Raw genomic sequence first — 14,549 nt, forward strand, 5'->3', positions numbered from 1 at the left:
ACCAAAAAGCGTAATTTGCTTATTTGAGTCTAAATCATAAACCTTTCTAGCTTCTTTATGAGGAATGGCATTTTCCTTATAGCCCCCTTGGTCAAAACCAGTAGCAATAACAGTAACAGATAATCCTTCTCCTAAAGATTGGTCCGTTCCGTGTCCAAAGATTACCTCAGCTTCATCACCAGCTCTTTCCTGAATATAATCTGTGATTTCAGTTAACTCATCCATTTGCAATTCAGCCTTATCACCTGAAATTATGGATAATAAGATCTTTTGAGCTCCTAAAATATCGGTATTGTTCAGTAAAGGAGAAGATAATGCTTCTTCTGCAGCTCTCAATGCTCTGCCATCTCCCTCGGTTCTAGCAGATCCCATAACAGCAGCACCGGCATTTTTCATTACTGTTTTAACATCTTCAAAATCCACGTTTACCTGACCAGGAACTGTAATGATTTCCGCTATACCTTTGGCTCCTGTGGTTAATACATTATCCGCTTTTGCAAATGCATTCCCAATTGTTAGATTACCGTGTATTTCTCTTAATTTATCATTGAGAATAATCAAAACAGTATCACAATTCTCTTTCAACTGACGAATACCTTCCTCTGCCTGACGCACTTTTTTCTTTCCCTCAAAACTAAAAGGGGAAGTGACAATCCCAACAGTCAGGATATCCATTTCTTTAGCAATGCGGGCTATTACAGGCGCTGCACCTGTACCGGTACCTCCACCCATTCCAGCCGTAACGAAAACCATTTTAGTATCATTTCCTAACAACTCACGGATTTCCTCTTTGCTTTCAAGTGCGGCATCTTTCCCTTTTTCAGGATTAGCACCGGCACCCAAACCACTTGTTAGGTTGGTTCCAATTTGCAACTTGTTAGGCACAGGACTTGTTTTTAACGCTTGAGAATCTGTATTACAGACCACAAACTCAACATCCCTGATGCCTTGGTTAAACATGTGATTAACAGCATTACTGCCACCCCCACCAACACCTATCACTTTAATGATAGATTTGTGGTGTTTTGGAATTTCGAATTTATAAGCTCCTTCTGTCATAATATCCGTGTTTTATATTCTTTCGGTATCATATTGATATTAAATTTTTATTACACAAAGCAACCTATTTGGTACTAAGTATCAGATACCCGCCAAAGATACTCGTGTATTTGCCCAATAGGCTCTATTTAATAATCATCTTTTTCGTCAAAATCATCTATCAAAAAACTCTTAGTTTTATTAAGAATTTTTGAAAAGAAGTCTCCTTCTCTCTTTGCACCTTTCTGCTTGTGGTTGATAAACATATTCTGATTATTCAACTTTGCCTCAAGGTATCTGTTCTCTCGTTCATCAATCGAACGATAACCTGCCAATACTAATCCTACAGATGTGGCATACATCGGGCTTTTTACAGCCTCTATTTTTGTTCTTCCTAAATGTTCGTTTGGATAACCAATTCTGGCATCCATTCCAGTTAAATATTCTACTAGTTGTCTGGCACTGTGCATTTGCGAACCACCACCAGTGATTACAATTCCACCAGCCAAACGACCTTCATAACCGGATGCTAATATTTCAGCATGCACCAAATCAATAATTTCCTCCATTCTGGCTTCTACTATATGTGCCAGATTTTTAATGGAAATCTCTTTTGGAGCTCTATTTCTTAAACCAGGAATAGATACAATCTCATTTTCACTGGCTTCAGTGGAAATTGCTCTTCCAAATTTTGTTTTCAATAATTCAGCTTGTTGCTGCATCACCATACAACCCTCTTTTATATCAGAGGTGATGATATTTCCTCCGAAAGGAATAACACCAGTATGACGGATGATATTCTCATGGAATATGGCAATATCTGTTGTACCACCACCAATATCCACCAGGCAAACACCAGCCTCTTTCTCATCATCTGACAATACCGCTAAGCTGGATGCTAATGGCTCCAATATCATATTTTCAATATCCAAACCTGCTCTTTTCACGCATTTTTGAATATTATTTATGGAATTAATATCAGCAGTAATCACATGAAAATCAGCCTCTAATCTGATGCCCGTCATGCCCACAGGATCTTTGATACCATCATCATAATCCACAGTATAAACTTGTGGCATGACATGTATGATCTGATTACCCGCAGGAATTACCATGCGGTGCATATCATTGGTCAAACGATTTACATCCTCTACTGTAATTTCTTCTTCTCTATCTTCACGAGTAATACTACCTCTCTGAATAGAGCTTCTGATATGGTGGCCAGCTATGCCAACATTCACCACTTTTATATCGATACCGGAAATATCTTCAGCTTCTTCTACTGCCTTTTTGATAGCCAAAATGGTTTTTTCAATATTGATGACCTTGCCTTTTACTACGCCATCAGATACGGCTTTGCCCATACCCAAAACATCCAGTTTACCATAATCATTTTTATGGCCCACTATCACGCATATTTTGGTGGTTCCTATGTCTAATCCGACTACTATTTTATCATTTTGCATGTCCATGTATCGCCTAAGGTTATTCTATTCACAAATGATTTGTTCTTTAAATTGTAAATTTACACGATCGTAACGATTCCACCCGCGGTCGGGCAGTATCTTATCGTAAAAAATTTTAAGTTTCGATAATTTATCAGAATAATTATATACCGTCCCAAATTCAATCAACTGTTTGGTAACCTGAGGGTAAATATTAATTATTCCTCTATCATCTACTTCCAATTGCGCAAACTGCGCACTCCAAAATTTATCTTGTTCTATAAATTTTATAAAATGAAATAAATCTTTACCAGCATCATCTGCCAGCATATCTTCTTCTATATATGGATTAAAAAACTCACCGGATAAAACCATTACCCGGGCAGTAAATCTATCCGAAACCGGTAATATTCTACCTTTGTCGCTAATATAATGATCAGCTCCGTTTGGATTAAATATTCTGGCAATTGGTCGCGCTTGCACAGCATCTACCATCATGTTTCCCGCTAAGTCTCTATATACCTCTGCTGTTTGAATAAACTTATGAGCATTCACTCGTTCTTCCAAATCTTTTAATTTGAAATTTTCATAAGGCAAATTCATCACCATTTCATTGCCATTATTTGTCAATAAACTATTAATATCGGCCTCATTAATAAAGAAATTACCTTGCTGATTTTTAATATTGATGATAATCTTTTTGCAAAGCACTTCTTCTTGCTTTTTACTCACAAAGCCGATGCTTACCATAAATATCACTATGGGTAAAACAATCTTCAGGACGATATTTAAACTCTTTTTAAGCTGCATGCTGCTTGTTAAACATATTTTTTAATGGTTCCACTAACTGATCTATATTTCCAGCTCCCATTGTTATGAAAATTTCCAATTCTCTGTTACTTAAATATTCTATAATAGTCTCTTTATCAACTTTATATTTTTCATCCACTTGAATTGATTCCAGTAAAATATCACTGCTTACTCCTTCAATTCGTAATTCTCTTGCAGGATAAATGTCTAATAACATGACCTCATCTGCCAAGCTTAAGCTTTGAGAAAACTCTACAGCAAAATCCCTTGTACGTGAATATAAATGAGGTTGAAATAAAACACTTACCTTCTTTCCGGGATACAGTGCCCTTACAGATGTCAGCATCGCCTGAATCTCGCTTGGATGATGCGCATAGTCATCTATAAATACAAAATTATCTCTTTGAATTATATATTCGAATCTGCGTTTTACACCACTATAGGTTTTTATACCTTCTAAAATTTCTTTATCGTTTAATCCTAATTGATGAGCCACCGCAATTGAAACTACGGCATTTTCCACATTATGGAAACCTGGTACTGACAATTGGAAGCCTTTTATAACTTTATCATTCAAGGTTACATCAAAAACAAATTTTGCATCTTTCACCTGAACATTTAATGCTCTGATTTCCCCTGCGTTCAATCCATAAGATAATGGCTCCGCTTTTATTTTCTTAGAAGCAATTTCTTCCCACAACCCATCTTTTATATAAATCTGACCTTTAGGATTAACATTTTCCAGAAACAAGGAAAATGACTTTTTCAACTCCTCCAATTTGCCATAAATATCTAAATGATCCGCATCTGTAGAGGTAACCACTGCAATATTAGGTTTGAGAGTCAAAAATGAACGATCAAATTCATCTGCTTCGACTACTATAATGGCTTTTTTATAATCACCTTGATTCATGACCATATTGGTGTCATAATTAGTGGTGATTCCACCTAAAAATCCAGCAATATCTTTCTTACCACTTTTCAGAAGATGTGCAATCATAGAGCTAGTAGTAGTTTTTCCATGAGTGCCAGCAACCGCCACGGTAAACATTCCCTCTGTAAGTTTTCCTAAAACCTCTGACCTTTTATAAAGACTAATTCCCTTTTCTTTAAGATAATTAAATCCTTTATGGTCTTTTGGAATCGCAGGCGTATATACAACTAATACTCCCTTACTATTTTCAAATACGAAATCAGGCATTTTATCAATTTCATCCTCGAAATGAATTGAAATGCCTTCATTTCCTAACTGGGTGGTTAATTTGGTTGATGTTTTATCATAGCCATAAACTTGCACCCCATTATGGTGGAACCAGCGAGCCAAAGCACTCATACCAATGCCTCCGATTCCAATGAAATATGCGCTATGTATATTTTTTATCTTCATTCAATCATTTTAAAAATAATCGAGACTATATTCTCTGTGGCTTTAGGTTTAGCCATTTTTTTTATGTTTTCAGAAAGCTCCTTTTGCTTATCAGTATCTTGTAATAATTCAAAAGCTTCCGGCAATAAACCCTTAACTGCATTGGCATCTGTCACCATTAATGCAGCATTTTTTTTGACTAATGCTTGAGCATTTTTTGTTTGATGATCTTCCGCTACATTGGGCGATGGTACAAATATTACCGGCTTACCCACTATTTCCAATTCAGACACAGATAATGCACCCGCTCTGGTAATAATAATATCAGCAGCAGCATATGCTTCATCCATATTCCTAATGAACTCTAAAACTTTCAATTGCTTTAAATCAGCATTTTCAGATCGAGTCAGCATTTCATTATGATAAAGTTTACCAGTTTGCCAAAGCATCTGATAATCCTGTTTTGCTAACAAATCTAAATTTTGCGCGATACTTTCATTTATAGTTCTTGCTCCTAAGCTTCCACCCAGAACCAAAATAGTTTTTTTATTCTCATCTAAGTCAAAGCTTTTAATTGCCGTTGATCTATCAGGTAAATTCAATAAATTCTTTCTTATCGGATTACCCGTAATATTTAATTTTGAAGCTGGAAAGTATTTATCCATACCTTCATAAGCCACGCAAATCTGCTTCACCTTTTTCTTCAGCCATTTATTGGTTAAGCCTGCGTATGAATTCTGTTCCTGCAACAAACATGGAATTCCTAAATTGGAAGCCGCTCTTAAAGTTGGTCCACTTGCATATCCACCTACACCAATAACAGCATCCGGTTTAAAATTCTTTACTATCTTTTTAGCTTGCTTTAAACTATTCATCAGCTTAAAAGGAAAGCTCAAATTTTTCAATGTTAAACTTCTTTGAATACCAGCTATCGGTAATCCAAAAATCTTATAGCCCGCTTCCGGTACTTTTTGCATTTCCATTTTACCTTCTGCTCCCACAAAAAGTATCTCAGCATTTGGTAATTGCTTTTTGATTTCATCAGCAATAGCCAAAGCCGGAAAAACATGACCGCCTGTGCCACCTCCACTTAGAATGAATCGATATGATTTTTGCATATCCATTTAGGCTGCTTCTTTTTTAGGTAAATTAGAAAATTGCTTTTTGCTCAATGCATCAGGAGTTTCTTCAATTTCTCCACGACTCACACTTAAAATAATACCCATTGCCAAGCCGGTAAATAAAAGCGAGGTTCCCCCCATACTTAGAAGTGGCAATGGTAAACCTGTAATTGGCCCTAAGCCAACTGCCACTGCCATGTTCACCATGGCCTGGACGACTATTGCAAAACTCAGTCCTGCGGAGAGTAATCCTCCATAAGCCCTCCCACTTGCAGCTGCTGCTTTCATTCCTCTATAGAGCAATGTGAGGTATAATAAAATCACAATACCTGCACCTATCATTCCGTATTCCTCTACTACTATGGCAAAAATAAAATCCGAAAAAGCTTCAGGTAAAAAATTCCGCTGACTACTATTTCCCGGTCCTTTTCCAGTTATCCCTCCGGTTGCTACTGCGATATAAGATTGCTGTGCCTGAAAAGGAATATTATCCTTATTAAGGAAGTTTTCAACCCTACTGATGGCTGTTTGCCCTCTTTGGCCTACTACCATTGCAATACTTACCGCAAAGACACCTACAAAAGCTAACATAGCCAGGTATTTAACTGGTATTCTACCGATAAATAACAGCAACATACAGGTTAAAAAGAGTAATATAGCTGTGGACAAATTGGTCATAGCTATTAATCCACAAATTACACCACACCATAAAAGCATGGGAATTAATGCCTTTTTAAAGTCATGAATATTTTGCTGTCTTTTAGATAACATCCCCGCCAGATTAATGATCAAGGCTAATTTTGCCAAATCTGATGGTTGGAATGATTGATTAATTAATGGAATGGTGATCCATCTTGAGGCACTATTGAGGTTTACCCCAAATTGCCATGCAAAAATCAATAGCGGTACTGAAAGCCATAAAGCCAAGCGTGAAATTTTTGAATAATAGCGATAATCCACTTTGTGGGCTACCCACATTGCAAAGAAACTTAAAAACACTAAAAAGCTGTGACGCAATAAATAGTATTCCGTATTACCACCATATTTAAAATAGGCAATGGTACCGGTGGCACTATAAACCACCAAAATACTGAGCATACCTAAAGCAAAAACCACCGTCCAAATCACGGGATCTCCTTTTAGGTGCTTGTCAGTCCAAGCTTTTATGTTTTGAATACTTAGCATGACTGCGATAATTTTTTCAATTCTATTTCTCTTTCCAATAATTGGAATGCCAAGCGAAATTGATTCCCTCGATCTTCATAATTTTTAAATAAATCGAAGCTTGCACAGGCAGGAGAAAGCAATACAACTTCCCTGTCTTTAGATAATTTATATCCCATTTTCACAGCTTCCTGCATGGATTGTGTTTCTTCGATTATCGGGCATCTGTTTTTAAAATACTCCTTAATTTTTTCATTATCTTTTCCTAAGCAAATAATAGCCTTTACGTTTGAGCTAACTGCATCTAACTGGCTATAGTCATTTCCTTTATCTACCCCTCCAATTATCCATATGATAGGACGTGTAAAAGCGTCCAAAGCATAATAAACAGCATCTACATTGGTGGCTTTAGAATCATTTACAAATTCAATCCCATGAATATTTCCTACTGACTCTAATCTGTGTGGAATACTTTTAAATTTCGGAAGGCTGTCCGCAATTTTTTCATTCTTAATTTTAGCAAGTTTAGCAGTTAAAATAGAAGCCATGGCATTAGTCTGGTTATGTTTTCCTTTTATAGTCAGTAAGTCTTGAGAAAAAGTATTCTTTCTTTCATTCAAATTGATGATAATACCAGAGGGATTTGCATAAGCTCCCTCGTAAGGCACATCTTCAAATTTCAACTCAAATAATTTTGAAGAAAATTGATGTCTTGAAAGATTAGTTTTAATCAATTCATCTTCTGTATATAATAGAGCGTAGTCTCCTTTAGCCTGATTTTTGAATAAGGAAAATTTAGAAGCTACATATTTTTCAACTTTATAATCATATCGATCTAAATGATCCGGAGTAATATTCAACAAAATACCGATATGTGGTTTGAAATCTACTAAGCCGTCAATCTGGAAACTACTGCACTCCAAAACCCACCAATCGAAATCCCGATTGACCAATTGCCCCGCCATACTTTTACCAATATTCCCCCCCAAACCAACCGATAAACCTGCTTCTTTAAGCAAATGATAAGTTAGCATGGTTGTGGTTGATTTACCATTTGTTCCGGTTATAGCAATGATTTTTCCTTTTGTAAACCCATAAGCAAATTCCAGTTCATCAATTACAGGGATATTTTTGGCTACAGCCTTTTGTACAATCTCTACTTTAGGAGCAATACCAGGGCTTTTGATTATTTTATTAGCATTTAATATTAATTTTTCAGTATGCTTATCTTCCTCAAAAGAAATATCCGCTTGATTTAATTTGTCTTTATTTGCTTCACTAATACTTCCAAAATCAGACACAAAAACATCATATCCCTTTGCTTTTGCTAGCAAAGCAGCTCCAGTTCCGCTTTCTCCTGCTCCCAATATGATGATTCGTTCTTTCATTATTTTTTTAAGTATTAGGTTTTAAGTTATAAGACATCAACCTTCTATTTTAATTTTCTCTTTTAATGCTATCCCAATTTCCCCTTTGGGGATTAAGGGGCTTTATCTCAATTTTAATGTTGCTACCGAAATAATGGCCAACAAAATGCCCACGATCCAGAAGCGGTTTACAATTTTAGATTCATGAATTCCTTTCTTTTGATAATGATGATGCAATGGAGACATTAAAAATATCCTTTTGCCTTCACCGTATTTTTTCTTTGTGTATTTAAAATATCCCACCTGTAGAATGACAGAAATATTTTCAATCAAGAAAATCCCGCATAAAACAGGTATTAATAATTCTTTTCTAATGACTAATGCTAAAACAGCTATTATTCCACCTATTGACAAGCTTCCAGTATCTCCCATAAAAACTTGAGCCGGATGAGTATTGTACCATAAAAAGCCGACACACGCTCCCACGAAAGCAGCACAGAAAATCACAATTTCCCCACTATTCGGGATGAACATTATATTGAGGTACTGAGAGAAAATGGCATTACCAGATACGTAGGCAAAAATTGCTAAAGCCAAACCAATAATAGCTGATGTTCCCGCTGCCAATCCATCTATTCCATCGGTAATATTCGCTCCGTTACTTACTGCAGTTACAATAAAGATTACAATTAATACATAAATGACTACAGTAGAGCCATCAGGAAGAAAAGGTAAAATATTGCTATAGTCAAACTCATTATTCTTAAAAAATGGAATGGTAGTGACCATCGATTTTACGTCTTCAAATGAAGATTCAGATACCATTTCAACACCTTCAGATACACTTACAGGAGAAACGAATTCACGAACCGTAACATCAGGGTGGTAAAATAATGTTAAGCCAACAATCAACCCTAAACCGACTTGTCCAAATACTTTAAATTTTCCTTTTAATCCGTCTTTATTCTTTTTAAATACTTTGATGTAGTCATCTAAAAAGCCAATTAATCCCATCCAAACGGTGGAAACTAAAAGTAAAATGATATATATATTATCGATTTTTGAAAAAAGTAAAACTGGAATTACGATTGCCAAAATAATCATTATTCCGCCCATAGTTGGGGTCCCAGCTTTTTCAATCTGACCATCAAGCCCTAAATCACGAACGGATTCACCAACTTGCTTCTTTCTTAATTTATTGATCAACGACTTACCAAAGGTGATAGTGATCAACAAAGAAAAAAGTGTAGCCATACCTGCTCTGAATGAGATATACTGAAATACCCCTGCCCCAAGCAAGTCCATTTTTTTATTTAAGAAGTCGAATAAATAATATAACACCTTTCCCTTTTTTTATTTATTATGGATCAAATTCAACATTTCACTTACTATTTCCTTATCATCGAAATGGCTTCTTTCGCCCTTTATTTCTTGATAAGTTTCGTGACCTTTTCCAGCCACCAATATGATATCTCCCTTTTGAGCAAAACTGCATGCTAATTTTATAGCTTCTTTCCGGTCTGGTAAATTCGTTACCTTTCTAACTTGAGAAACAGGAACACCTTTTTGCATATCTGCAATAATTGCCTCTGGTTCTTCAAATCTTGGATTGTCTGAAGTCAATATTACTCTATCGCTAAACCTGCAGGCTATTTCTGCCATCAATGGTCTTTTAGTCGTATCTCTGTTTCCTCCACAGCCCACTACGGTCAGCACTTGTTCATTTCCAGTTCTAATATTATCAATAGTTTGTAACACATTCTCCAAAGCATCAGGAGTATGTGCATAATCTACCACAGCCGTAATTCCCGCATTATTCGGTACTTGCTCAAATCTTCCATTCTTTAATTCGATTTGAGATAAGTTCATTAAAATTTCTTCGCTTTCCTCTTCCAGCAAATGTGCAGTGGCATAAGAAGCCAAAAGATTATAAGCATTGAAATAGCCTATTTGTCTAAACCAAACATCCTTTTGCTCAATATTGAGCTCAAGTCCTTGTAATGAATTACTTAAAACTTTGGCTTTATATATCGCCATCATTTTTAAGGAATAAGTATATTTTGAGGCTTTGCAATTCTGCAGCATCACCATTCCTCTTTTATCATCAACGTTTACCAAAGCAAAAGCATCGGATGGCAAATCATCAAATAATTTTTTTTTGGCTTTTATGTAATTATCAAATGTTTTGTGGTAATCTAAATGCTCATGCGTAATATTTGTAAAAACAGCTCCAGCTAATTTTAAACCGGCCATTCTCTCCTGTTCGATAGCATGGCTACTGGCTTCCATGAACACAATATTACAGCCCGAATCCACCATTTTCTTTAAAAGGAAATTTAATTTAAGCGCATCTGGTGTAGTATGTGTAGTAGGAATAACCGTATTATTTATCTGATTTTGAACCGTTGAAATCATACCGGTATGATAACCCAAATTCATAAATAACTGATGCAACAAACTCACCGTGGTGGTTTTGCCATTTGTACCAGTAACTGCAATCAATTTCAATTTCTCAGAAGGGTGACCGAAATAATTATCAGCCATGATACCCAAAGCCTTGGCTGAATTATCAGTCTGGACATAAGTTACTTCAGAATGGATATCCATTGGAATATCTTCACACACCACAGCAACCGCACCTTGAGTAACAGCTTTGGAAATAAATTCGTGACCATCAACCTGAGTTCCTTTAATGGCAACAAAGACATCTCCAGCCCCAACTATTCTAGAATCGAACTGAATGGCATCAATAGCGATATCAGTAGCACCAGAAATGCTGATTAATTTTACTTTGTATAATATGTCTTTTAAGTTCGCCACTAACCTATTTCTAGTTTTATTGTACTTCCTTTTAATGCTCTTGATCCTGGATATTGTGATTGTGAATTCACTCTACCCTTTTCACCTTTTACAACTACATTTAAACCTGTATTCTCTAATAAATACAGTGCATCTCGTAATGTCATACCTCTCACATCAGGCACTAAACCTTGCTGATGCTGATTATTGGGTTCCCATTTAATGGAATTATTATGAATAGATGCTCTAACCCATTCCAATTCTTGTACATCAGCATGATTGGAAACCCCTAAATAATTCAACATAGAGGATAAGTCATTTTTATTACCCGCTTGAACTACAGGAAAAATCCCTTTCTCAGGTTTCTCTGCTAATTCATACTCTTCATGCATATTCAAGTCCAATGCAAAAATTTTGTCTGCAATTTCTTTAAAAACTGGAGCTGCCACATCCGAACCATATTGTTGATAACCTTTAGGATTATCCATCACCACTATAGCCGAATATTTAGGGTTATCCGCAGGAAAATAACCTGCAAATGATGTGTAATATTTTCGAACATACCTTCCATCTTTCAAGCTTTGAGCTGTTCCCGTTTTTCCTGCAATTTTGTATTCTGCATTACTAATGTTAGAGGCAGTTCCATTTTGCACCACTCCCTCCAACATGATTTTTAGTTTGTCTAAAGTTTCTTTAGAGCAAATTTGATTGCTAATTACATTAGTTTTAAAAGTATTAATCTCTTTATCTGCCTTCTTAATTGATTTAACCAATAAAGGACGAATCATTTTGCCATCATTGGCAACTGCATTAAATAACGTTAGGGTATGTAAAGGAGTCAATTCCAAGCCATACCCATAAGCCATCCATGGCAAAGTAATCCCACTCCACTGTTTAATAGGCGGAATATTAGGTTTTCCCTCTCCAATCATTTGAAAACCTAAAGGTTGAGTGACACCCATCGTTTTTAAATAATCCAAAAAGCGCTGAGGATTTTCACGAAAGGTCTCATCAATTAATTTGGCTATAGCAATATTTGAAGATTTCTCAAAAGCATCACGAATAGAAATTGTTCCGTAACCACCTGGCTTGTGATCTCTTACCTTATCTTTATAAAACTTATATTCCCCATCACCTGTATCAACAGAATCTGAAAGTTTAATATCTCTTTCTTCCAAAAGCGCCATGTATGAGGCTAATTTAAAAGTAGAACCAGGTTCTCTTAAGCCATGACTACCCACTGCATAATTATAAACTTCACCATATTTTCCATTTGAAAGCTTTTTTAGATTTGAAATGGCTTTTATTTCACCTGTTTTCACTTCCATCACTACTACACAACCCATATCAGCATCATGCCTGATCAAATGACTCAGTAATGCAGATTCTAAAACATCCTGCAAGTTGATATCTATAGTGGTTTGAATATCAAAACCGTCTTTTGGTCTGATTTCAGAACCATCGTTAACAGGTCTCCAGCTGCTACCAGAAATTTTTTGAAATAATGCTTTACCGTTTGTTCCTGCTAAGTATTTATTAAAGCTGTATTCAAGTCCTGCACCGTAATCGTTTTCATTCAAAAAGCCGATGGTTCTAAATGCTAAATTTGAAAAAGGTCTGAACCTTTTATCAGTTTTTGTGAAAATAACACCACCTGCTAATCTCCCTTCTCTAAATATAGGCCAAGTCTCCATTTCCTTTTTCTTCTGATAACCAATCAATTCATTAGAAAGGAAAATATATTGCCTACCTTTTTGTCTGGCTGTAGTAATTTTTTGCTTATAATAAGTAGAAGTTTGCCCAAAACTCTTGGAAAGCATCAAACTCAAAGAATCAATCTTATCTCTAAATAATTGCTGATCTGCGATGGTTGGATCAAAAGCTACTTTATAAAAAGGCAAAGAAGTAGCTAACAAGCTACCGTTATCGGAATAAATATTCCCACGGGTAGCTTTCACTTCCTGATAGCTCATATTAATTTCTTCTGCCATTTTTTGCCACTTATCACCTTCCATCCATTGGATGTGAAAAATCTGATACATAATAGCTCCAGCAAAAATGACAATAGCCAAAAATGCTAATCGTACTCTGAGCAATATGGACTTTTTAATATTCACCTTTTTCTACTATAATTTTAAATGGTGGTTTTTCTGATTCCTCTAATCCTAATTTCTTTACCTTTTTTGCTACTTCCGATTGTTTGGAAGCAAACATATATTCTGATTTTAAAGTGGTATAATCTGCTCTTAAATCCTCCACTTCTTGATGAAGCTTATCGATTTTCCGAGTGGTTTTATCCGCATAATGGCTATTGCCAATGTAGAAAATACAAATCGCGACTATGAATAAAACATACGGCAGATAATGCACTGGCAATCCACCTTCGGCATTATTTCCTCCCAAAGTTTTATCCAGCCTTGAGAAAATACTTCCCGAAGCTGAATCCTTTGCTTTGTTTTTGTCCTTTTGTTTAAAAGTATTCTCGCTCATAACTTTTCAGCTATTCTTAATTTTGCACTTCTAGCTCTATTATTTATCTCCAACTCCTCATCTTCTGCAGTAATAGGCTTTCTATTGATGGCTTTAAATGGTTTTAAAACATTTCCGTAGAAATCCTTTTCTTCCTCACCATCCAATTTCCCTTTATTGATGTAGTTTTTCACCAATCTATCTTCCAGGCTATGGTAGCTCATTACTACTAATCTACCACCTGGCTTTATCACTTCTTCCATCTGAAGTAAAGCTTCTTCCAAAGCTTTAAGTTCTTCATTCACCTCAATTCTTAGTGCTTGAAAAACCTGTGCGTAATATTTATTTTCTCTTCCGCGTTTAGCGTATCTTCCTAATATTTCTTTTAGCTCTCCAATCGTATTTATAGGACTAGCAGCTCTTGCCGAAACAATTGCAGAAGCTAAAGTCTTAGCATTTCGAACTTCACCATAAAGCCCGAAAATCTTATGCAAATCAGCTTCGCTAAATTCATTAACCACTTGTTTGGCCGTTACGGGAGCATGCTGATCCATTCTCATGTCCAGTTCTGCATCGAAACGAGTAGAAAAACCTCTTTCAGCTTTGTTGAACTGATGAGAGGAAACTCCTAAATCAGCTAAAACCCCATCAACTTGCTTGATGCGATATAATTTCAAATATTTTTTAACGAACCGAAAGTTCGCTTGAACAAACTCAAAACCTGGATGATCAATAGCTTCAGCATTAGCTTCAGCATCCTGATCTTGGTCAAAGCCTAATAATTTGCCATCTGTTAATTTTTCTAAAATGGCTTTAGAATGACCACCACCTCCGAAAGTCAAGTCTACATAGATTCCATTGGGCTTAATAGCCAATCCATCCAGACATTGCTGTAACATTACCGGTTCGTGATATTCGCTCATAGGGATTAAGATTCAAAAAGGTGTTTCTCAGCCAAATCAGAAAATTC

12 protein-coding genes are annotated in these 14,549 nt (G+C 36.0%); all 12 read right to left on the bottom strand.

All coding sequences use genetic code 11. The annotated features are described in order from the left end of the window. Nucleotides 1-1,059 (bottom strand): cell division protein FtsZ (gene ftsZ, locus Q0L29_RS16830; RefSeq protein ID WP_296623539.1); only part of this gene is annotated, 1,059 nt, incomplete at its 3' end. 128 nt (nt 1,060-1,187) lie between these two features. Beyond that, complete coding sequence (gene ftsA, locus Q0L29_RS16835; protein WP_296623541.1) at nt 1,188-2,504, bottom strand: cell division protein FtsA; 1,317 nt, start codon at nt 2,502-2,504, stop codon at nt 1,188-1,190. Nucleotides 2,505-2,528: 24 nt separating this feature from the next. Then, nucleotides 2,529-3,293 carry a cell division protein FtsQ gene (locus tag Q0L29_RS16840; RefSeq protein ID WP_296623543.1) on the bottom strand — a complete coding sequence of 255 codons (765 nt, stop codon included), beginning with the start codon at nt 3,291-3,293 and terminating at the stop codon, nt 2,529-2,531. Beyond that, the gene (gene murC / locus Q0L29_RS16845; protein ID WP_296623544.1) at nt 3,283-4,680 is read right to left on the bottom strand and encodes a UDP-N-acetylmuramate--L-alanine ligase; all 1,398 of its coding nucleotides are present in this window, start codon (nt 4,678-4,680) and stop codon (nt 3,283-3,285) included. The genes Q0L29_RS16840 and murC overlap by 11 nt, the downstream gene beginning before the upstream one ends. Next, nucleotides 4,677-5,783: an undecaprenyldiphospho-muramoylpentapeptide beta-N-acetylglucosaminyltransferase gene (murG, locus tag Q0L29_RS16850; protein WP_296623546.1), complete on the bottom strand. Its 1,107-nt coding sequence runs from the start codon at nt 5,781-5,783 to the stop codon at nt 4,677-4,679. Before murG ends, murC begins: the two co-directional genes overlap by 4 nt. Then, entirely contained in the window at nt 5,784-6,965 is a 1,182-nt protein-coding gene (locus Q0L29_RS16855) for an FtsW/RodA/SpoVE family cell cycle protein (RefSeq protein WP_296623548.1), read from the bottom strand. Continuing rightward, nucleotides 6,959-8,332 (bottom strand): UDP-N-acetylmuramoyl-L-alanine--D-glutamate ligase, encoded by a 1,374-nt coding sequence (murD, locus tag Q0L29_RS16860; RefSeq protein ID WP_296623550.1) that lies wholly within the window; start codon nt 8,330-8,332, stop codon nt 6,959-6,961. Before murD ends, Q0L29_RS16855 begins: the two co-directional genes overlap by 7 nt. Nucleotides 8,333-8,434: 102 nt before the next feature. Then, the gene (mraY, locus tag Q0L29_RS16865; protein WP_296623551.1) at nt 8,435-9,652 is read right to left on the bottom strand and encodes a phospho-N-acetylmuramoyl-pentapeptide-transferase; all 1,218 of its coding nucleotides are present in this window, start codon (nt 9,650-9,652) and stop codon (nt 8,435-8,437) included. 12 nt (nt 9,653-9,664) lie between these two features. Further along, nucleotides 9,665-11,131 (bottom strand): UDP-N-acetylmuramoyl-L-alanyl-D-glutamate--2,6-diaminopimelate ligase, encoded by a 1,467-nt coding sequence (locus Q0L29_RS16870; RefSeq protein WP_296623554.1) that lies wholly within the window; start codon nt 11,129-11,131, stop codon nt 9,665-9,667. Next, nucleotides 11,131-13,227 (bottom strand): penicillin-binding protein, encoded by a 2,097-nt coding sequence (locus Q0L29_RS16875; RefSeq protein ID WP_296623557.1) that lies wholly within the window; start codon nt 13,225-13,227, stop codon nt 11,131-11,133. Before Q0L29_RS16875 ends, Q0L29_RS16870 begins: the two co-directional genes overlap by 1 nt. Further along, entirely contained in the window at nt 13,217-13,600 is a 384-nt protein-coding gene (locus Q0L29_RS16880) for an FtsL-like putative cell division protein (protein ID WP_296623559.1), read from the bottom strand. The genes Q0L29_RS16875 and Q0L29_RS16880 overlap by 11 nt, the downstream gene beginning before the upstream one ends. Next, nucleotides 13,597-14,502 (bottom strand): 16S rRNA (cytosine(1402)-N(4))-methyltransferase RsmH, encoded by a 906-nt coding sequence (gene rsmH / locus Q0L29_RS16885; protein WP_296623561.1) that lies wholly within the window; start codon nt 14,500-14,502, stop codon nt 13,597-13,599. The genes Q0L29_RS16880 and rsmH overlap by 4 nt, the downstream gene beginning before the upstream one ends. Nucleotides 14,503-14,549 lie beyond the last annotated feature (47 nt).

The sequence above is a fragment of the Marivirga sp. genome, assembly GCF_024636815.1.
Lineage (GTDB): Bacteria > Bacteroidota > Bacteroidia > Cytophagales > Cyclobacteriaceae > Marivirga.